17 protein-coding genes and 4 tRNA genes are annotated in these 20,412 nt (G+C 65.1%); 11 read left to right on the top strand and 10 right to left on the bottom strand.

Annotated elements, in window-relative coordinates; all coding sequences use genetic code 11:
- Nucleotides 1-36: 36 nt before the first annotated feature.
- The 6 genes from JW897_RS07910 to JW897_RS07885 all read left to right on the top strand — a co-directional run bounded on the left by JW897_RS07910 (nt 37) and on the right by JW897_RS07885 (nt 3,898).
- Nucleotides 37-252: an RNA-binding S4 domain-containing protein gene (locus tag JW897_RS07910; protein WP_205465732.1), complete on the top strand. Its 216-nt coding sequence runs from the start codon at nt 37-39 to the stop codon at nt 250-252.
- A complete protein-coding gene (locus JW897_RS07905) occupies nt 249-437 on the top strand; it encodes an oxidoreductase-like domain-containing protein (RefSeq protein ID WP_048414607.1) in 189 nt (62 codons plus the stop codon). Before JW897_RS07910 ends, JW897_RS07905 begins: the two co-directional genes overlap by 4 nt.
- A gap of 2 nt (nt 438-439) precedes the next feature.
- Complete coding sequence (locus tag JW897_RS07900) at nt 440-1,309, top strand: 3',5'-nucleoside bisphosphate phosphatase (protein WP_205465731.1); 870 nt, start codon at nt 440-442, stop codon at nt 1,307-1,309.
- A gap of 4 nt (nt 1,310-1,313) precedes the next feature.
- Nucleotides 1,314-1,934 carry an L-threonylcarbamoyladenylate synthase gene (locus tag JW897_RS07895; protein WP_048414605.1) on the top strand — a complete coding sequence of 207 codons (621 nt, stop codon included), beginning with the start codon at nt 1,314-1,316 and terminating at the stop codon, nt 1,932-1,934.
- 47 nt (nt 1,935-1,981) lie between these two features.
- A complete protein-coding gene (locus JW897_RS07890; protein ID WP_048414604.1) occupies nt 1,982-2,620 on the top strand; it encodes a site-2 protease family protein in 639 nt (212 codons plus the stop codon).
- 81 nt (nt 2,621-2,701) lie between these two features.
- Entirely contained in the window at nt 2,702-3,898 is a 1,197-nt protein-coding gene (locus JW897_RS07885) for a tryptophan--tRNA ligase (protein WP_048414603.1), read from the top strand.
- Nucleotides 3,899-4,141: 243 nt separating this feature from the next.
- On the opposite strand, the gene JW897_RS07880 is transcribed toward JW897_RS07885, so the two are convergent.
- The 3 genes from JW897_RS07880 to JW897_RS07870 form a co-directional block, all read right to left on the bottom strand.
- The gene (locus JW897_RS07880) at nt 4,142-4,609 is read right to left on the bottom strand and encodes a YbaK/EbsC family protein (RefSeq protein ID WP_205465730.1); all 468 of its coding nucleotides are present in this window, start codon (nt 4,607-4,609) and stop codon (nt 4,142-4,144) included.
- 71 nt (nt 4,610-4,680) lie between these two features.
- Nucleotides 4,681-5,808, bottom strand: a complete 1,128-nt coding sequence (locus JW897_RS07875) for a methyl-accepting chemotaxis protein (protein ID WP_205465729.1) — start codon at nt 5,806-5,808, stop codon at nt 4,681-4,683.
- A 125-nt stretch (nt 5,809-5,933) separates the two neighbouring features.
- Entirely contained in the window at nt 5,934-6,422 is a 489-nt protein-coding gene (locus tag JW897_RS07870; RefSeq protein WP_048414600.1) for a winged helix-turn-helix transcriptional regulator, read from the bottom strand.
- A gap of 136 nt (nt 6,423-6,558) precedes the next feature.
- Between JW897_RS07870 and JW897_RS07865 the strand changes: the two genes are divergently transcribed.
- From JW897_RS07865 to JW897_RS07850, 4 genes are all read left to right on the top strand, one after another.
- Nucleotides 6,559-7,866, top strand: coding sequence for a D-amino acid dehydrogenase (locus tag JW897_RS07865; RefSeq protein ID WP_205465728.1), 1,308 nt, complete (start codon nt 6,559-6,561; stop codon nt 7,864-7,866).
- Between the two features lie 2 nt (nt 7,867-7,868).
- A complete protein-coding gene (gene alr / locus JW897_RS07860; RefSeq protein ID WP_048414598.1) occupies nt 7,869-8,936 on the top strand; it encodes an alanine racemase in 1,068 nt (355 codons plus the stop codon).
- 346 nt (nt 8,937-9,282) lie between these two features.
- On the top strand, nt 9,283-10,869 hold the full coding sequence (locus tag JW897_RS07855) for a ShlB/FhaC/HecB family hemolysin secretion/activation protein (RefSeq protein ID WP_205465727.1): 1,587 nt from the start codon (nt 9,283-9,285) through the stop codon (nt 10,867-10,869).
- 246 nt (nt 10,870-11,115) lie between these two features.
- Nucleotides 11,116-16,053: a hemagglutinin repeat-containing protein gene (locus JW897_RS07850; RefSeq protein WP_205465726.1), complete on the top strand. Its 4,938-nt coding sequence runs from the start codon at nt 11,116-11,118 to the stop codon at nt 16,051-16,053.
- 67 nt (nt 16,054-16,120) lie between these two features.
- Here JW897_RS07850 and JW897_RS07845 read toward each other — a convergent pair whose 3' ends face one another.
- The 7 genes from JW897_RS07845 to JW897_RS07815 form a co-directional block, all read right to left on the bottom strand.
- The gene (locus JW897_RS07845) at nt 16,121-16,981 is read right to left on the bottom strand and encodes a pirin family protein (protein WP_205465725.1); all 861 of its coding nucleotides are present in this window, start codon (nt 16,979-16,981) and stop codon (nt 16,121-16,123) included.
- 27 nt (nt 16,982-17,008) lie between these two features.
- A complete protein-coding gene (locus JW897_RS07840) occupies nt 17,009-17,857 on the bottom strand; it encodes a pirin family protein (RefSeq protein ID WP_240352114.1) in 849 nt (282 codons plus the stop codon).
- Nucleotides 17,858-17,991: 134 nt separating this feature from the next.
- A complete protein-coding gene (locus JW897_RS07835) occupies nt 17,992-18,666 on the bottom strand; it encodes a GntR family transcriptional regulator (protein WP_231589283.1) in 675 nt (224 codons plus the stop codon).
- 153 nt (nt 18,667-18,819) lie between these two features.
- A tRNA-His gene (locus JW897_RS07830) sits at nt 18,820-18,895 on the bottom strand.
- 48 nt (nt 18,896-18,943) lie between these two features.
- A tRNA-His gene (locus JW897_RS07825) sits at nt 18,944-19,019 on the bottom strand.
- A gap of 36 nt (nt 19,020-19,055) precedes the next feature.
- A tRNA-Arg gene (locus tag JW897_RS07820) sits at nt 19,056-19,132 on the bottom strand.
- 23 nt (nt 19,133-19,155) lie between these two features.
- Nucleotides 19,156-19,232: transfer RNA gene (locus tag JW897_RS07815), tRNA-Pro, on the bottom strand.
- 229 nt (nt 19,233-19,461) lie between these two features.
- On the opposite strand from JW897_RS07815, the gene folD reads away from it, so the two are divergent.
- On the top strand, nt 19,462-20,313 hold the full coding sequence (gene folD, locus JW897_RS07810; protein WP_205465723.1) for a bifunctional methylenetetrahydrofolate dehydrogenase/methenyltetrahydrofolate cyclohydrolase FolD: 852 nt from the start codon (nt 19,462-19,464) through the stop codon (nt 20,311-20,313).
- The last annotated feature ends 99 nt before the right edge of the window (nt 20,314-20,412 follow it).

Here is a 20,412-nt window from a genome sequence, read left to right as displayed (position 1 = left end):
CCCGCTCACAGCCCTGTCCCAATCGAGTGTGCAAAAATGAACGAAACCTTTGAATTGAGCGGCGAATACATCGCCTTGTGCGATCTGCTGAAAATCTGCAATGTCTGCGACTCCGGCGGCGCCGCCAAGCATTTCATCGCCGAAGGCAATGTGCGGGTGGACGGCCAGGTGGAACTGCGCAAGACCTGCAAGATCCGCGTGGGTCAGCAAGTCAGCGGCGACGGCTTTACCATCCGCGTCGCGGCGCCATGAACGACGACGACTTCGACCCGCCGCCGGAAGCGCCCGAGCCCCCGCCGGACGACGCCTGCTGCGGCAGCGGCTGCGACCCGTGCATCTGGGACAGCTACAACGCGCTGATGACGGAATACCGCGCCAAACAGGCCGCCTGGGAGTTGCGCGAAGCCGCGCGCCAGGCCGCCGCCAACGGACAATGAGCATGGCCAGCATCGATCTGCATTTCCATTCCCACGCCTCCGACGGCGCCTTGCCGCCGGAGCAGGTGATCGCGCGCGCCGCCGAGCGCGAAGCCACGCTGGTGGCGCTGACCGACCACGACTGCACCCACGGCCTGGCCGCGGCGCGGGCCGAGGCGGCGCGGCAGGGCCTGGCCTTTCTCAACGGCGTCGAAGTCTCGGTCAGCTGGGGCAAGCACACCGTGCACATCGTCGGCCTGGGCATAGATCCTGATCAGGCGACGCTGGCCGCCGGCCTGCAATCCATCCGCGACGGCCGCGTCAACCGCGCGCGGCAGATGTCGGACGAGCTGCTCAAGGTGGGCATCCAAGGCGCTTTCGACGGCGCGATGGCCTTGTGCGACAACCCGGAAATGATAGGCCGCACCCACTTCGCCCGCTTCCTGGTCAACAGCGGCCAGGTCAAGGACGTGCGCACCGTGTTCCGCAAATTCCTGACCCCGGGCAAGCCCGGCTACGTGGCGCACGAATGGGCCGGCCTGGAAGACGCGGTGGGCTGGATCCGCGCCGGCGGCGGCGAGGCGGTGATCGCCCATCCCGGCCGCTACGATATGGGCCGCACCCTGATAGAGCGGCTGATCAACGACTTCAAACAGGCTGGCGGCCGCGGCATCGAAGTGGCCAGCGGCAGCCACAGCCTGGACGATATGCACAAGTTCGCCTTGCTGGCGGACCGCCACGAGCTGTATTCCAGCGCCGGCAGCGATTTCCACGCGCCGGGCGAGGGCGGCCGCGACGTCGGCCGCACCGACGACCTGCCGCCCATCTGCAAACCCATCTGGAACGCGCTGGCCGCGCGCATCATCCGGCCCGCGGACCTGGCACAAGGCTGACCTCATGGCACAGTTTTTCATGATCCACCCGGACAATCCGCAGGCGAGGCTGGTGCGCGAAGCGGTGAAGATCCTGCGCGAGGGCGGGGTGGTGGTCTATCCCACCGACTCCTGTTACGCCTTGGGCTGCATGCTGGGCGACAAGCCGGCGATGGAGCGCATCCTGGACATCCGCCAGCTGGACCTGCGCCACCACCTGACCCTGGTCTGCCACAATCTGTCCGAGCTGGCCAACTACGCCAAGGTGGACAATAGCCAGTTCCGCATGCTGAAAGCCGCCACCCCCGGCAGCTACACCTTCATCCTGCAAGCCACCCGCGAAGTGCCGCGCCGCACCCTGCATCCCAAGCGCTCCACCATCGGGCTGCGGGTGCCGGACCACAAAGTGGCGCTGGCCCTGCTGGAAGAGCTGGGCGAGCCCATCCTGTCCTGTACCCTGATGCTGCCCGGCGACGAGGAGCCGCTGACCGATCCCTATGAAATCCGCGAGAGGCTGGAGCACGCGGTGGACGCGGTGATAGACGGCGGCTGGTGCGGCACCGAGCCCACCACCGTGATCGACATGACCGAGGGCGTGGAGCTGCTGCGCCGCGGCAAGGGCGACCCGGCGCCGTTTGGTCTATAAACTCCGCTTTTGCCTCCCGACACCGTTTTCAACCCACAAGAGACATCATGGGCGACATTAACCTGATCCAGAAAATCACCATTTACGCGCTGCCGGTGTTGTTCGCCATCACCTTGCACGAGGCCGCCCACGCCTACGCCGCGCGACGCTTCGGCGACAGCACCGCCTATATGATGGGACGGATGACGCTGAACCCGCTCAAGCACATCGACCCGATCGGCACCGTGTTGCTGCCGTTGTTGTCGGTGACGCTGGGCGGCTTCATCTTTGGCTGGGCCAAGCCGGTGCCGGTCAACTTCGGCGCGCTGCGCAAGCCGCGTGAACACGGCCGGCTGGTGGCCGCCGCCGGCCCGGCCGCCAATCTGCTGATGACCCTGCTGTGGGTGCTGCTGTTCAAGCTGGCCATTGGCATGGACACCAGCTACAGCGAACCGCTGATGCTGATGAGCCAGGCCGGCATCGGCATCAACATCTCGCTGATGCTGCTCAATCTGCTGCCCATCCTGCCGCTGGACGGCGGCCGCATCGTGGAAAGCTTCCTGCCGCCGGGCATGGCCTGGAAGTATTCCAGGCTGGAACCTTACGGCATGTGGGTGCTGCTGGCCTTGATCGCCACCGGCTTGCTGACCACCATTTTGCGGCCATTCTACGGCCTGATGTACGGGCTGGTGCGCGCGCTGATTTAAGGCCTAGGTTCGCTCCAATCCTGACGCGCCGGAATTCGTTTCCGGCGCTGTCGCGCTTATTCTCTGAAACGGAATTCAAACATGTTCGCCAACCGCATTCTCTCCGGCATGCGCCCCACCGGCAGCCTGCACCTTGGCCACTACCACGGCGTGATCAAGAACTGGGTGCAGCTGCAAAGCACCCATGACTGTTACTTCATGGTGGCGGACTGGCATGCGCTGACCACCAATTACGACGACGTCTCCATCATCGGCAAGAGCGTCTGGGACATGGTGATAGACTGGCTGGCCGCCGGCGTGGACCCGGAACAGGCCACCGTCTTCATCCAGTCCAAAGTGCCGCAGCACGCGGAACTGCATCTGGCGCTGTCCATGGTGACCCCGCTGTCCTGGCTGGAGCGGGTGCCCACCTACAAGGACCAGATCGAAAAACTGTCCACCAAGGACCTGGGCACTTACGGCTTCCTCGGCTACCCGCTGCTGCAGGCCGCCGACATCCTGATCTACAAGGCCGGCCTGGTGCCGGTGGGCGAAGACCAGGTGCCGCACATCGAACTGACCCGCGAAGTGGCGCGCCGCTTCAACAACCTGTTCGGCCGCGAGCCCAACTTCGAGGAATTGGCCCGCGCCGCGGTGAAGAAGATAGGCAAGGCAGGCAAGGAGTTCGACCGCTTGCGCACCGCCTATCTGCAAGACGGCAACGCCGAGGCGCTGGCCGGCGCGCGCGAAATCCTGGCCGCCAGCCAGAACCTGGGCGCGGCGGACCGCGAGCGCCTGTTCGGTTGGCTGGAGAACAAGGGCAAGAGCATTCTGGCCGAATGCGAGGCGATGCTGACCGAGGCGTCCAAGATGCCGGGCCTGGACGGTCAGAAAATGTCCAAGTCCTACGGCAACACCATCACCATGCGCGAAGACCCGGCCACCGTCACCAAAAAAGTACGGGCGATGCCGACCGATCCGGCCCGCGTGCGCCGCACCGATCCGGGCAGCCCGGACAAATGCCCGGTATGGCAGCTGCACCAGGTGTACAGCGACGCCGACACCCGCGAATGGGTGAAGCAGGGCTGTACCAGCGCCGGCATCGGTTGCTTGGACTGCAAGCAACCGGTGATCGACGGCGTACTCCGCGAACAGCAGCCGATGTTTGAACGCGCCGAGCAGTATCTGAGCAATCCCAAGCTGGTCAAGGAAGTGGTGGCCGCCGGCAACGCCAAGGCCGAGCAAGTGGCGCGCGCCACCATGCAGGACGTCAAGGAAGCGATGGGGCTGGGGTACTGAGCGCCTTCGTCAGGATGAATGGGAAACGCCCGGCTTGCCGGGCGTTTTTCTTGGCATGGCGGACGCCGGCGGCGCCTTGCTTGGGATGCGTGGGCGTCTCAATAGCGCGCCGGCCTGGCGTGGCAGGCGGCGAGTATTCCGCCGCGGGAAAGCTTGAGCCGTCGTTTGGCGACAAACGGCGGCTTTTTGCATCGGTTTGGCAACGCGGCTCAGGGCGGCGCGCAGCGGAGCGTAAGCCGCTTGCTAGGCAAAAGCCTGGCACACATCCACCCAGTCGGCCTGGGTGATGTGGTGCAGCTGCTGCGGCGACAAGCGCACCGCGCTGTGGACCGCGCCGGCGGCCGGCAGCACTTCGTCGTAAGCCTGCAAGGACACGTCCAGGTAGACGGGCAGCTCGGTGGCGAGGCCGAACGGGCAGACGCCGCCCACCGGGTGGCCGGTGATGGCCTCCACCTCGTCCGGCGGCAGCATCTTGCCCTTGCCGAAGGCGTCCTTGAACTTGCGGTTGTCGATGCGGGCGTCGCCGCGCGCCACCAGGATCACATCGCGGCCGTCGTTCAGGCGGAAGGCCAGCGTCTTGGCGATGCGGCCGGGCTCCACGTCGTGGGCGGCGGCGGCTTCAGCCACGGTGGCGGTGCTGACGTCCAGTTCTATGATGGGGATGTCCAGCTGACGGGCGGCGAAAAACGCCTGGACGGACGCTAAGCTCATGGTGGCCTCAAAGCGAAAGGTGGAGCGTTTCATTATTCCGCCCCATCCTTCGCTTGTGAAGCATTTTTACTTCAGTCCTGCCGGGTGATGTCGCTGAGCTTGTCGGCGATATCCTGCGAGGTGGCGGCCTGTTCTTCCGAGGCGTTGGCGATTTCCACCACGAAATTGCGCATGGTGTTGATCTCGCCGACTATGGTCTGCAAGGCGCCCTCGGCGCGCTGGAAATCGCTTTCCGTGGTCTGCACCTGTTCGCGGCCCTGCTCGATGGCGCGCACATTGTGCTGCACCTCTCCCTGGATCGCGCGGATCATGTCGCCGATTTCCTGGGTGGCCTTGGTGGTGCGCTCGGCCAGCTTGCGCACCTCGTCCGCCACCACGGCGAAGCCGCGGCCCATCTCGCCGGCGCGCGCCGCCTCGATCGCCGCGTTCAAGGCCAGGAGGTTGGTCTGGTCGGCGATGTCCTTGATCACGTTGACAATGTGGCCGATGGCTTCCGAGCGCTGGCCCAGCGAGACCAGGCTGTCGGCGGTCTGGCGCACCATGGTGCCCACTTGCTGCATGCCCTGGCTGGTGTCGCTGACGATGGCCATGCTTTTCTTGGCCTCGCCCAGCATCAGTTCGGCGGATTCGGAGGCGGAGGAGGTCTGCACCGCCACGTTCTGGATGGTGGTGCTCATCGCCTGCATGTTCTCGGACAGCTCGTTGATGCGGGCCTCCAGGAATTCGCGGCGCTGGTTGCCCTGGTCTTGCAATTGCTGGGCGCGGACTTCGGCGGACACGTCCTGAAAGCTGGCCATGAAGCACAGCAGCTGGTCCGGATGGGCGGAGTCCCAGATCGGGAACACCTTGGTCTTGAACATGACCTCGCCCACCGGAATCATCGCGATATGCTGGTCTATCTTGCGGCTGGCCAGGTCGGCCAGGATGCGGCGGTTGTGTTCCGGGTCGCGGTGGAACTGGTGGATGCTGTGGCCGTGGGCGTGGTTGACGTCGACGCCGGCGCGGAATTTCTGGTTCATCATCTCTCGATGCCGGCTCAGGATGTCGCGCGCGGTCTTGTTCATGTAGAAGATCGCATTGTCGCGGCTGGTGTCGCACAGCATGATCAGATTGTCGGCGTGGTCCAGCACGCTCTCCAGTTGGCGCACCTGTCGCGCCGCGTCCGCGGTTTTGTCCACCGCCTTCATGAAGCCGAACATCCTCATCTCCCGCCTAGGTAGTTTTACTCAAGCAACAGCTGCTTGTGGTTTGGCTGAGGCGGGAGGGGAATGCAAGCCTTTTTTGATTTAAATCAAATGCAACGCAGTGATTTTAAATGGTTAATTTATTCTCCCAGCGGCAGCAGCAGAGTCTCCTTGACCTCTTCCATCACCACATAGCTTTTGGATTCCTTGGCGGACGGCAGTTGCAGCAGGATGTCGCCCAGCAGCTTGCGGTACATCGACATGTCCGGGATGCGCGCCTTGATCAGGTAGTCGAACTCGCCGGACACCAGGTGGCATTCCAGGATTTCCGGGATGCGCATGATTTCGCGGCGGAAGGCGTCGAAGATATTGCCGGATTTGGCCTCCAGCTTGATCTCCACGAACACCAGCAGCGCCGCGCCCATCGCGTGCGGATTGAGGCGGGCGTAATAGCCTTCGATGATGCCGTCGCGCTCCATCCGACGCACCCGTTCGGTGCACGGCGTGGTGGAAAGTCCTACCTTTTCAGAGAGTTCCGTCATCGAGATGCGGCCGTTTTTCTGCAGCAGGCGCAGGATTTTCAGGTCGGTTTTATCCAGCGCTTTGTCGCTGCCAGTACTTTTCTTCATGTTTTCACTGTATCCATGAAAGTTTGCAGTTTTAAAATCTGTAGTCTGACGCTACTTTGGTGAAAAAACCCAGTGTTTCATTAATATACTACGCAAAATCACTATAGCCATGTAGTGCTGCAAACGGAGAGAGAAAATGAAGGTTATCGTGCTGGGCGGCGGTGTTCTGGGCGTGTCCACGGCTTGGTATCTGGCCAAGGCGGGTTGCGAGGTAACGGTGCTGGAGCGTCAGGAGGGCGTGGCGCTGGAAACCAGCTTCGGCAACGCCGGCCAGATCTCCCCCGGATATTCCACGCCCTGGGCCGCGCCGGGCATTCCGCTGAAGGCGGCCAAATGGCTGTTCCAGCGCCACGCGCCGCTGGCGGTGAAGCCGGACGGCAGTCTCTACCAGTTGCAGTGGATCGCCAAGATGCTGGCCAACTGCAATGAAGACGCTTACGCGGTGAACAAGAGCCGGATGATGCGTCTGGCCGAATACAGCCGCGACAAGATGAAAGAGCTGCGCGCCGAAACCGGCATCGGCTACGAGGCGCGCCAGGGCGGCACGCTGCAGCTGTTCCGCAGCCAGGCTCAAGTGGACGGCGTCAGCAAGGACATCGCGGTGCTCAAGGAGTGCGGCGTGGACTTCAAGGTGCTGGACCGGGACGGCTGCGCGGAAGTGGAGCCGGCGCTGGCCGGCGTCAAGCACAAGCTCTCCGGCGGCCTGCAACTGCCCAATGACGAAACCGGCGACTGCAATCTGTTCACCGCCCGCCTGGCAGAGATGGCGCGCGCCAAGGGCGTGGAATTCCGCTTCGGCGTGAGCGTGGACGGCATCGAGAGCGACGGCAAGCGCATCACCGGCATCCGCGTCGGCGACGATTTGCTGCGCGCCGACCACTACGTGGTGGCGATGGGCAGCTTCTCCCGCGACATGGTCAAGTCGCTGGGCATCGACATCCCGGTCTACCCGGTCAAGGGCTATTCGCTGACGGTGCCGATCACCAATCCGGCCGGCGCGCCGGTGTCCACGGTGCTGGACGAAACCTACAAGGTGGCGATCACCCGTTTCGACGACCGCATCCGCGTCGGCGGCATGGCCGAGCTGTCCGGCTACGATCTGTCGCTGAACCCGCGCCGCCGCGAAACGCTGGAAATGGTGGTGGGCGATCTGTACCCGAACGGCGGCGACATTCCGGCCGCCAGCTTCTGGACCGGCCTGCGGCCGATGACGCCGGACGGCACCCCCATCGTCGGCGGCACCCGCTTCGCCAATCTGTCGTTGAACACCGGCCACGGCACGCTGGGCTGGACCATGGGCGCCGGCTCCGGCAAGGTGCTGGCCGACATCATCACCGGCGCAAAGCCGGAGATCAGCCTGGACGGTCTGTCCATGCAGCGCTACGCCAAGCAGGGCGAAACCCTGGTGGTGCCGGCCGCGCGGCCGGCCGTGGCGGGCGCCTGAGCATGCGGCCGCTGATCGCCACCGTACGCACCCAATACCTGCGCGACAACTACCTGCTGGCCAAGCGCCAGCACGGCGGGCGGGTATTGGCGGTGCTGAAGGCCAATGGCTACGGTCACGACGCGACGCGTTGCGCCCAGGCGCTGGCCGATGTCGCCGACGGCTTCGCCGTCGCCTGCCTGGAGGAAGCGCTGCAGCTGCGCGCCGCCGGCGTGAGCGCGCCCATCCTGTTGCTGGAAGGGGTGTTCGAGGCGGCCGAACTGGCCGAGGTGGAACGTCACCGGCTGTGGCTGGTGGTGCAGAGCGAAGAGCAGTTGCGCATGCTGGAAGACGCGCAGCCGGCCGCGCCGTTCCAGGTCTGGTTGATGCTGGACAGCGGCATGCACCGCGAGGGCTTCCTGCCGCAGCATTACCGCGCGGCCTGGGAAAGATTGCAGGCCAGCGGCAAGGCGGAGAGCATCGTCAAGATGACTCACTTCGCGCGCGCCGACGAGCCGACGGTGCCGATGACCTTGGCGCAGATCGAAACCTTCGACGCCGCTACGGCGGGTCTGCCGGGCGAGGAGAGCGTGGCCAATTCCGCGGGCATCCTGTGCCATCCGCGCTCGCGCCGCGACTGGGGCCGCGCCGGCATCCTGCTCTACGGCGCCAGCCCCTTGCCGGCGGGCTTCCCGCAGGGCGACGCGCTGAAGCCGGTGATGCGGTTGAGCAGCCGGATTTTCGGCGTGCGCGAGCTGGCCGCCGGCGAGCCTATCGGCTACGGCAACAACTTCGTCACCGAACGGCCCACCCGGGTGGGCCTGATCGCCGGCGGCTACGCCGACGGCTATCCGCGGCTGGCGTCCAGCGGCAGCCCGGTGGCGGTGGACGGCCGCCGTTCGCGCATCATCGGAAGGGTGTCGATGGACATGATCACCGTGGACCTGAGCGACTTGCCCGCCGCCGGCATCGGCAGCGAGGTGGAGCTGTGGGGAGACGCGGTGTCGGTCAACGAGGTGGCCGCCGCCGCCGGCAGTATTGCTTATGAATTGCTGTGCAATATCAAGCGCGCCCACTTTGTGTTCGAATAAGTTTTTTCTGATCTTCTGAAAGATATTTCAGAATCAAACGACTAAGCGGAAAGCCCGGCCTTTGGCCGGGTTTTTTTATTTGAATTGCATTTTGTGTTGCACTGACGCCGCAAGGCTGGCATCAAGGCTGGGTAATAGTGTCATTATTTGATAATTATTCTCATTAGTCTGGACGCGTCATGGAATTTCTGTTTTCCTTTATTTAAAAATAGTTACGAATCCGATGATGATTAAATATAAAAAACCATCTCCAGCTCGGCTCTGGCAGATGGCGGGGATCGTTTGTTGGGGCATGGCGGCGCAGGCCGCGGAGGTGCCCGGCATGTCTGGCAGCATGCATCAACAAATGGAAAACGATTCGCGGCGCCTGTTGCAGGACAACAGTCGCCGCTTCGACGCCATCATCCAGCAGCATAGGCTGCGGCAAATGCAGCCGGACAGCAATATGATGCGGCGGCCGCAAGCGGCGGACATGAGCGAGCTGGATTGCCTGCGCGTCAAAGGCGTGCGCCTGGCCGGCATCAAGCTGTTGAGCCGCAAGGAAGTGGCCTCGCTGGGCGAACTGGCCAGCGACTGCCTGAACAACGAGGAGCTGAACCGCTACAGCCGCGCCTTGACCCAGCTTTATCTAAAGAAGGGCTATATCGCCGCGCGCGTGGCGGCCGAAGGGCCGGACGAGCAGGGCGTGCTGACCTTGCGCGTGCACGAAGGCCGGGTGGAGAAAATCGTCAGCGACGACCGGCGCAGCAATCCGGCCGCCTTGTTTCCCGGCGTGGTCGGCCGGCCGCTGAACATCCACGACGCGGACCAGGGGCTGGATCAGGCCAACCGCCTGCCGTCCAGCAAGGCGACGCTGGACATCCTGCCCGGCGAAACCGTCGGCGGCTCCATCCTCAGCCTGCGCAACAACCAGGACGCGCCGTGGCGGCTGAGCTTCAACGCCGACAACACCGGCCGCGACAACACCGGCCGGGTACAGGCCGGCGTGGGCCTGTCCTGGGACAGCCCGCTGGGCTTGTCCGATTTCGTCAGCGTGTCGGCGCAGCGCACCAGCGACGACAACGCGGTGCGGCACAGCCGCAGCGAATCGCTGTTTTACTCTCTGCCTTACGGCTATTGGACTTTCAGCGGCTTCATCAGCCGCGCCGATTATCTGAACACGCAGCAGCTTCCCAATAATGTGGTGCAACTGTCCGGCAGCACCGCGCAGAGCGGCCTGCGCGTGGACCGGGTGCTGAGCAGGGGTCAGAACCAGACCACCTCGCTAATGGCGCAGCTGATCCATAAGCGGGTGCGAAATTACATTCAGGATGTCGAGTACGGGGTGTCCAGCCCCACGCTGAGCGTGGCCGAGTTGGGCTTGTCGCGCTTGCAGCTGCTCAGCGGCGGCGTGCTGATCGCCGACGCCGGCGTGCAGCGCGGCACGCGCTGGCTGGGGGCGAATGCGCCGGACCCGCGCGTGCCGGACGGCCCCAATCCGCAGTTCACCAAGTGGAAGGCCTCGCTGAACTGGTTGCAAAGCCTGGGCTTGCCCGGCGGCCCCTACCAGCTCAACAGCGCGCTGACCGGGCAGACCAGCCGCGACTATCTGCCCGGCGTCGAGCAGATGGACGTGTCCGACGCCAGCGCGGTGCGCGGCTTCCGCCGCAACTTTCTGGCCGGGGAAACCGCCTGGTTCTGGCGCAACACCTTGTCGCGCCGTTTCGAGGTGGCCGGCGTAGGCGTAACGCCGAGGATAGGCGTGGACGGCGGCCGGGTGTTGCCGAACCGTTCGGTTCTGCAGTGGCAGAGCATTGCCGGCGCCAGCCTGGGCCTGGCCTTCAGCTATCGCAAGGCCAGCCTGGATCTGGAATACAGCCGGCCTTTGTACAAGCCCGCCGGCTGGCAGCAGGAAGGCCATCAGCTGTTCGCCAGGGTGGCGGTTTCCTGGTGATGATTTTGTCATTTATTTTTTGATGTGAAGATTTTTTGAAAGAAATTAGTCGCGAAAGCGACTAAGCGATATTGGCAGTATTTCATTTGAATTGATTTAAAAAGAGACGTAGATTCGAAATCAAACGTATGTTTCATTGTGGGCGAGTCCGGCTGGCAGGCCGGCGCAGCCCGCGGAACATGGGTGGCTTGGATAGACGGTTTTGGACCGGATCTGCTTGTTCTCTGAATGAACGGGACTCAAATCATGAAGAAAAAAATAAATTTCGGCTTATCGGTAACGGGGAAAGTGGCCGCGGCGCTGACCCTGGCGTTTTGGGCGGCGGAAGCCGCGATGGCGGCCGGCATCGTCGCCGGCGGCAGCGGCGCGCAGCCGCAGGTGAGCAACGCCGCCAACGGCGCGGCGGTGGTCAATATCGTGGCGCCCAGCGCCGCGGGCCTGTCGCATAACCAGTACCAGGATTTCAACGTCGGCAAGCCGGGCGCGGTGTTCAACAACTCCGCCACCGGCGGCCAATCGCAGCTGGCCGGCCAGCTGGGCGCCAACGCGCAGCTGGGCGGACGCGAAGCCAGCGTGATTCTGAACGAAGTGATCAGCCGCAATCCGTCCTTGCTGCTGGGCAGGCAGGAAGTGTTCGGCAAGGCCGCCGACTACGTGCTGGCCAACCCCAACGGCATCACCTGCAGCGGCTGCGGCTTCATCAACACCCCGCGCGCATCGCTGCTGGTGGGCAACGCCAATATCGAGAACGGCGCCATCGCCTCCTTGCAGGCGGCGATGAACGGCAACGCGCTCAGCGTCAACGGCGCCGGCCTGAGCGGCGTCAACGTGCTGGATCTGATCGCGCCGCGCATCGACGTGCGCGGCAATGTGGCCGCGCGCGAGCAACTCAATGTCCGCGCCGGCTTCAACCTGGTGGATTACCAGGGCCAGGACGCCAAGGTGCTGCGCAGCGACAAGGCGCCCGAGGGCGTGGGCTCGCTGGACAGCGTGTTCCTGGGCGCGATGCAGGCCGGCCGCATCAACATCATCAGCACCGCCGACGGCGCCGGCGTCAATGTGGGCGGCAGCCTGAACGGCGCGCAGGAAGTGTCGGTGGACGCGCGTCAGGGCAAGCTGGCGCTGGAAGGCGCGCAGATCCGCGCCAGCGAAGGCAAGGTGGCCTTGGCCGCGCGGCAGATCGACAGCCGCGGCCGGGCGGAAACCTCCACCACCCAGGACAGCGGCCACGACGAGAGCTGGTTCATCTGGAAAACCGGCGAAACCAATACCGCCAGCAAGGGCAGCGACACCCGCATCAAGCACAGCGTGATCAGCGCGCGCGACGATGTGAGCCTCAGCGCCGGCGACGCGGCGACCTTGGCCGCCACCGACATCAATGGCCGCAATGTGGCGCTCAGCGGCAAGGATCTGACGCTGGACAGCCAGCTGGCGGACAGCGCGTCCAGCAGCAGCAATCACGCCTGGAAAAACTCCTGGGCCTACAACCGCGACCAGAGCGAAAGCAGCCAGCGCCAGGAAGGCGTGCGCATCCGCGCCGAGCAGGACGCCACGCTGACCGCGGCGGCAACGGCGGCGGATAACCAGGCGACGGACGGCGCGCAACCGCGCGGCCAGATCGCCATCCGCGGCGGCAGCGTCAGCGCCGGCCAGGACATCCGCCTGCAGGCCGACGGCGGCGTGAAGCTGAGTGGCGTGGTGGAAACCGATACCCGCAGCGATAGGGGCAATCGCAAGAACGACGGCGCCAGCCTGGAAACCGGTTCCTGGGATCACGCTTCCAGCGAGCAACGCCTGGCGCAAAGCCAGCTGCGCGCCGGCCGCGATCTGGATATCCGCGCCAGCGGCGATATCGACGCCAAGGCGGCCAAGCTGGCCGCCGGCCGCGACGCCTCCCTGGATGCGGGCGGCGCGCTCGGCCTGGGCGTGCAGCAGACGACGAACCAGAACAGCCAACGCAACGACCAGGTGTACTGGGGCGGCATCGGCGGCGGCGGCAACCGCGACAACGGCAAGACCGACACCGTCAACACCGGCAGCGATCTGACCGCCGGCGGCAAGCTGACGCTGCACGGCGACAGCGTGGCCATCGCCGGCAGCCGCGCCCGCGGCGAGCGGGACGCGGTGGCGATCAGCCGCAGCGGCGACATCAGCATCGACAGCGTGGTCAACCAATCGCAAACCCGCACCGATCAGCGCAGCGGCACCGCCTTCAACATCACCAAGAGCAGCAGCAAGGGCAATGCCAGCCAGCAGCAGGCGGTCAACGCCGAGCTGAAGTCCGACACCAATCTGACCATCCTGTCCGCCAAGGACGTGGCGATCAGCGGCAGCCAGGTGCGCGCCGGCGGCGAATTGAACGTGGCCGCCAACGGCGACATCAAGGTGGCGGCGTCGCAGACCCGCGACACGGTGAAGAGCAAGGACACCGAGCTGGCATTGCGCGGCGTCGGCGAAATCACCGGCGACAAGCAGTACCGCGGCGGCGTGCGCATCGAACACAGCAGCAGCAGCGTGGACCGCGACGCGACCCAGAACCAGGCGGCGACGCTGTCCGGCGACAAGGTGGCGCTGAACGCTCAGGGCGATCTGACCGTGACCGGCTCCAAGCTGAACGCCGGCGCCGGCGGCGCGACCCTCGGCGGCCAGAACGTCAGCCTGAACGCGGCGCAGGACACGGTGAAGGAAGGCAAGAGCAGCAGCGTCACCGGCGGCGGCCTCTATATCGACGCCGGCCTGGACAAGACCGGGGTGGCGTTGGGCGTGGACCAGAAGAACAGCCGCAGCCAGTCCGACAGCAGCACGGCCCAGGTCAGCGCCATCAACTCCAAGGGCGGCGTCAGCATCGTGGCCGGCAACGGCGACGGCGACATCCGCAACCAAGGCGCCCAGGTCAAGGCCGATGGCGACATCAAGCTGGCCGGCGGCCGGATCGACAATCAGGCGGCCAACAGCACTCAGAAAACCACCACCGACAGCAGCCATTGGGGCGTGGAAGTGGGCGTCAACGCCGATTACAGCGGCGTGACCCGTCCGCTGGTGGCGGCCGGCGAGAAGGTGGCCAAGGGCGATGTGGCCGGCGCCGCGGGCGCGGCCGGCAATCTGGGTGCGGCCAATCTGGGCGTGGACCTCGGCGTCAAGGCCGGCGTCGGCAGCGAAACCCGCCAGTCCAGCACCGCGCAGGCCAGCAGCCTGAACGGCGGCAACATCAAGGTGGACGCCAAGGCCGGGCTCAGCGATCAAGGCACCCAGTACCAGGCCGGCAACACGGTGGACATCAAGGCGGACAGCCACCAGTTCAGCGCCGCGGCCAATACTCAAAGCCAGAGCGGCAGCAAGACCGAGGCCGATGTCGGCGTGCGCGTCTACACCACCACCGGCGAAGACGTGAACGTCAAGGCTGCCGGCAGCGGCAGCACGGTGACCAGCGCCTCGTCCAGCTCCAGCGCGGTCACCGGCGGCATCCGCGCCGGCAACGGCGTCAAGGTGGAGGTGGACAACAACGCCGCCTACCAGGGCGTGGCCATCGCCGGCGGCAAGGGCGCGGCCAGCGTCAGCGCCGGCGGCGACCTGAGCTTCAGCCAGGCCAACAACACTAGCAGCAGCGAGCAGCGCACCGTGGGCGGCAAGGCCAATCTGGCCATCACCACCAGCCCGATCGAGGGCGGCGGCAAGAATGTCGGCGGCAGCGGCGGGGTGGCGGTGAACGTGGACAAGCAGCAAGCCAAGTCCAGCACCGCCGTGACCGGCGGCGTGGACGCCGATGCCGGCGTGGCATTGACCGCTGGCGGCAAGCTGGCGCTGCAGGGCGACAAGATCGCCAGCCGCGGCGACGTGGCGCTGCAGGGCGACAAGGTGGAGTTCAAGGCCGCCGAGTCCAGCGCCGACAAATCCGGCAGCCAGTGGGGCTTCGACCTCAAGGCCGGCGGCAGCCAGAGCAATGGCCAGGAGAAGGCGAGCCAGGGCTTCAACGTGGGCGCCGGCGGCAATTACGCCAGCACCGACGAGTCCAGCCGCAGCCAGGCCGGCGGCAGCGTGGTCAGCGGCGGCCAGGCCAGCATAGCAGCCGGCAGCGGCGGCATCCGTCTGAGCGGCACCCAGGTGCAGGGCGACGGCGCCAAGCTGAACAGCCAGGGCGATATCCGCCTGGAGTCGGCGCAGTCCAGCAGCCAGCGCAACAATTGGAGCGTGGCAGGCAATATCGGCGGCGGCAACAAGGCCAGCAGCGACAAGGAAAACGGCCAGATCAAGCCGGACAGCACCAAGAACGTGCACGACGTCAAGGCCGGTCTGGACGTGAAAGTGGACCAGCAGGACAAGCTGAGCAACGCCAACGCCACCGTTATCGCCAAGCAGCAAGTGGAGCTGAACGCCGAAGGCAACGCCACCCTGGCCGGCGCCAACGTCAGCGGCAAGACCGTCAACGGTCAGGTGGGCGGCAAGCTGGCGCTGGAAAGCCGTCAGGACCGCGACAATAGCGTGAAGGTGGATGTGTCGTTGGGCGTCAACAGCTCCAACGGCAAGGAGGCCAGCCTGGTCGACCAGGCCGCCGACAAGGCCGGCCCGCTGAAGGATAAGGTGAAAGAGAAGGGCACTGAGCTGGTCAACGCCGCGTCCGACAAGGTGAAGGAGAAGTACGACAGCCTGGCGTTCAACAAGGGCCTGAAGGAAGACACCACCAATGCGGTGAGCTTCAACGCCAGCAGCGAAACCGTCACCCTGCCCGAGCAGCCGACCTCCGGCCCGGCCAAGTCCGGCACGCTGGACACGCTGGCGCGCAAAGGCGGCAACACGCTGAAGGACAAGCTGCTGAACGCCCAGGACAAGGGCACCGAGCTGAAGGCCGACGTGGACGTCAGCGTCAAGCGCGACAACTCGGTAGGCACTGTCACCGGCATCGCCGGCGTCGACGGCGTGACGCTGCAGGTGGGCGGCAAGACTCAGCTGACCGGCGCGACCATTTCGTCCGCCAACGGCAAGGTTGACCTGGGCGAGTCCAAGGTGGAAACCGCCGACATCGCCACCGAGCGCTACAACGGCGGCGGTGGGGTCAAGCTGAACAGCACGCCGTCCGGCATCCTGAAGCAGGCGGTCAGCGATGTGACTTCCGGCAAGGCGCCGCTGATCCGCGCCGAGCATCAGAATACGCCGACCGTGGTGCAAGGCGGCATTCAGAGCAAGTAAGGCGCTTGATCCAAGCGAAAACCCCCGTCAGGCAACTGGCGGGGGTTTTGTTTTTAGTCGGCCGCTCTCACAAGGGAATGAACTCGGTTTCGCCCGGCACCATCGGAAAGCGCTGGGCGATCCAGTCCGCGCGGGCCTGGGCCAGCCGCTCGCGGCGGCTGGACACGAAATTCCAGTCCAGATAGCGTGGGCTGGCCGGCGGCGTGCCGCCCAGCAGCATCACCCGGCTGTCGCGCTGGGCAATCAGTTCGCCGCCCTGGGCGGTTCGCAGCAGGCCCAGCTGATTGACGCTCAGCGCGGCGCCATCCACGTCCAATTCGCCGGCGGCGACATAGGCGGCCAGTTCGTCCACGCCTTCCGGCAGCGTCAGCCGCGAGCCGGCCGGGATCACGGCGCTGGCGTAGAACACCGGCAGCGGATAGGCGACCGGCGAGCGTTGACCCCAGCCGGCGCCGATCAGCAGGTTCAGCTCCACGCCGTCCTGCTTCCAGCGCGGCAAGTCCTCGGCCGGATAGTGGGCGAAGGCCGGCTCGCACTCTTCCAGCTCGTCCGGCAGCGCCAGCCACAGCTGCATGCCTTCCACCGCCACGCCTTGCCGGCGGATGTCGGCCGGCACCCGCTCGGAGTGGGTGATGCCGCTGCCGGCGGTCATCAGATTGACCGCGCCGGGCTCTATGCGCTGCACCGTGCCCAGGCTGTCGCGGTGCATCATCGCGCCGGAGAACAGATAGGTGACGGTGGCCAGGCCGATGTGCGGATGCGGCCGCACATCGCCGGCGCTGCCTTCGGCGGCGAAATGGGCCGGGCCCATGTGGTCGAGAAACACGAAGGGGCCGACGCGACGCGCCTGGCGGGTGGGTAGCAGCCGGCGCACCGGAAAGCCGATGTCGCGGTCCAGGCTGGTAATGGTTTGGGTAAGCAGCGGCATAATGCCTCCTGGCAATGGGTATGCGGGTCAGAAACGTCCGTCGCGGAAATCGGCTATGGCTTCTTCCACTTGTTCGCGGCTATTCATCACAAACGGTCCCCACTGGGCGATGGGCTCGCCCAGAGGTTTGCCGGCAATCAGCAGCAAGCGGCTGTCGGCCACTGCGCGGACGATGACGCCGTCGCTGTCGGCGCGATTGTCCAGCACCGCCATCTGCCTGGCCTTGACGCCGCGCTGTTGCGCGCCGACGGCGACCTCGCCCTGGTAGACGTAGAGAAAGGCGTTGTGGCCGGACGGGATTTCCAGTGCCTCTTCGCCGCCGGCGTCCAGATGCAGGTCCAGGTAGAGCGGCTCGGTGGCTTCGCGTTCCACCGCGCCGGCCTGGCCGCGCCAGTTGCCGGCGATTAGGCGGGCCTCGCCTTGGGCCGGTGCAGACGGAATCTCGGCGGCGGGAATGTCGCGATACCACGGCGCGCACAGCTTGCGCTCCGCCGGCAGGTTCAGCCACAGCTGGAAGCCGTGCATCAGGCCGTCTTCCTGCTCCGGCAGTTCGGAGTGGACGATGCCGCGGCCAGCGGTCATCCATTGCACGCCGCCGGGGCCGAGCAGGCCTTCGTTGCCGGCGTTGTCGCGGTGGCGCATGCGGCCGGCCAGCATATAGGTGACGGTTTCGAAGCCGCGGTGCGGATGGCTGGGGAAGCCGGCGATGTAGTCGCCGGGGTTGTCCGAGCGGAATTCGTCCAGCATCAGGAAGGGGTCCAGTCGCCGTTGCAGATCGGCGCTGAGCACGCGCAGCAGGCGCACGCCGGCGCCGTCGGTCACCGCCTGGCCGTCGACCAGACGTTCCGCTTCCCGGCTGATGAAAGAATGTTGCATGACCATGTCTCCCTGTGGCGCCGGACGGGCGTCCGGCGGTTGGCATGGTCGGATTATTGCGCGCCGCCGCGGCGCTTGATAGCGCAAAGAATTGCGCGCCAGGTTCAAATAATTTGAAGGCGCGGCGGCGGGCCTCAGCTCAGGGCGTTCTGCGAGCTTTGGCTGCGCAGATAGTCTTCCAGCGCGTGGCCGGCGGACAGGATGTGGAAGCGGATGAATTCCGCGGCCTCGTCTGCCTTGCCCTGGCGCGACAGCTCCAGCAGTTTGCTGTGTTCCTCGTGCGCCCGCTCCATGGTGCGGGTGAACAGGATCTGCATCCGGGTGTAGCGGTCGGTCTTGTTGTGCAGTTGCTCGATCAGCGCCAGCGTGTTCGGCCGCTTGGCGGCGCGGTACAGCGCCAGATGGAAGCGGGAGTTCAATTCGCCCCAGTGGCGCACGTCGTTGTTGCGCAGCGCTTGTTCGAATTCGCGCAGGGTTTGCTGGGCCAGATCGTGATCGGCCTTGGTGTGACAGGGGATGGCGGCCTTGAGCACCGAGCCTTCCAGCATCGCGCGGATTTCCAGCAGCTCCAGCACGTCTTCCAGCGACAGCTTGGACACCAGCGCGCCCTTGTGGTCGATGATCTGGATCAGGCCTTCGGCTTCCAGCTGGCGCAGCGCCTCGCGCACCGGCACCCGGCTGACGCCGTATTCATTGGACAGCGCCTCTTGGCGCAGTTGTTGGCCGTCGGCGAATTCCCCGGAGAGAATGCGCTGGCGCAGGGATTCGGTTACTGCACTGGTGAGCGTCTGGCGCTTGATCGGCTGCATGGTGGTCATCGTGGTGGGTGTCGTCGTCAGTCAAGCGGTGTCATGCAAATGTATTCGATTATACGGAGCTTGAACTGTCAGACAAGGCCCAAAACTGACCTTATGAGTCGCGAAAATGAAAAAACCCGGCGTTTGGCCGGGTTTTTGAAGGTTTGGGGTGGATGATGGGGCTCGAACCCACGACAACAGGAATCACAATCCTGGACTCTACCAACTGAGCTACATCCACCGCCGAAAGCGGTGAGCCGACGCCCTGAGGCGGCAACTTGAAATAGGGTGGGGTGGATGATGGGGCTCGAACCCACGACAACAGGAATCACAATCCTGGACTCTACCAACTGAGCTACATCCACCACTGAAACAACGACTGCATTGTACTACAAAATCTTTGGCGCGCCCGACAGGACTCGAACCTGTAACCCCCGGCTTAGAAGGCCGGTGCTCTATCCGGTTGAGCTACGGGCGCTCGGTCGGGCTTCGCCTTACTGCTGGTCGGGGCGGCGGGATTCGAACTCGCGACCCCCTGATCCCAAATCAGGTGCGCTACCAGGCTGCGCTACGCCCCGACGACAGAGACCGCAACTATACGGATGGCGATTTGGGCTGTCAACTAGTGTTTGCAATTAAATTGCGGCGGCGCGGGAGCGCAATATTGGGCGTATGGCGGGCAGGGCGGCAGTTCCCTTTATTTATCTTGATGTTAAGTAAGTTTTGTTGCGCAGCGGCATTTCGGAAGCGGCTGAAAAATGCGAGAATATGCGCCTTCTTTTTCAGCCTCTTTTATGGAACCGGCCCATGGCAGCACAACTGATTGACGGCAAAGCGGTAGCGGAAAAACTGATCGCCCAGGTGGGCGAGGGCGTGCAGGCGCGCCTGGCCGCGGGCAAGCGCGCCCCGGCGCTGGCGGTGATCCTGGTGGGCGAGGACCCGGCGTCCGCGGTGTACGTGGGCAGCAAGAAGCGCTCCTGCGAGAAAGCCGGCATCCGTTCGCTGGCCTACGACCTGCCGGCCGGCACCAGCCAACAGGAATTGCTGGACATCATCGATCGCTTGAACGCCGACGCCGACGTCGACGGCATCCTGGTGCAGCTGCCGCTGCCCAAGCAGATCGATCCTCAGGCGGTGATCGAGCGCATCGACCCTAAAAAGGATGTCGACGGCTTCCATCCCTATAATATGGGCCGGCTGGCGATCAAGATGCCGCTGCTGCGGCCGTGCACCCCGCGCGGCGTGATGACCTTGCTGGAAGAATACGGCATCGACCCTAAAGGCAAGAAGGCGGTGATCGTCGGCGCGTCCAACATCGTCGGCCGTCCGCAGGCGCTGGAAATGCTGCTGGCGCGCGCCACGGTGACGGTGTGCCACAGCGCCACCGCCGACCTGGCCGCCGAAGTGGCCGCGGCCGACATCGTGGTGGCAGCGGTGGGCATCCCCAACTTCGTCAAGGGCGAGTGGATCAAGCCGGGCGCGGTGGTGATCGACGTGGGCATCAACCGCCTGGACAGCGGCAAGCTGTGCGGCGACGTGGAGTTCTCCGCGGCGGCCGAGCGCGCCGGCTTCATCACCCCGGTGCCGGGCGGCGTCGGCCCGATGACGGTGGCCACCTTGCTGCAGAACACCCTGGATTCCGCCAATATGCACGCTTGAACGGCGCGTCCGTTCGGCCAAAACGCCATCGCCGCAGCCGCGGCGGCGGCGTTTTTGTTTTATCGGCGGCGTTGGCGACAAACGCTTGCAAACAAAGCG

Origin of the sequence: Chromobacterium alkanivorans (genome assembly GCF_016937655.1) — a bacterium.
GTDB lineage: Bacteria > Pseudomonadota > Gammaproteobacteria > Burkholderiales > Chromobacteriaceae > Chromobacterium > Chromobacterium alkanivorans.
This window is presented reverse-complemented; position numbering and strand designations above follow the sequence as displayed.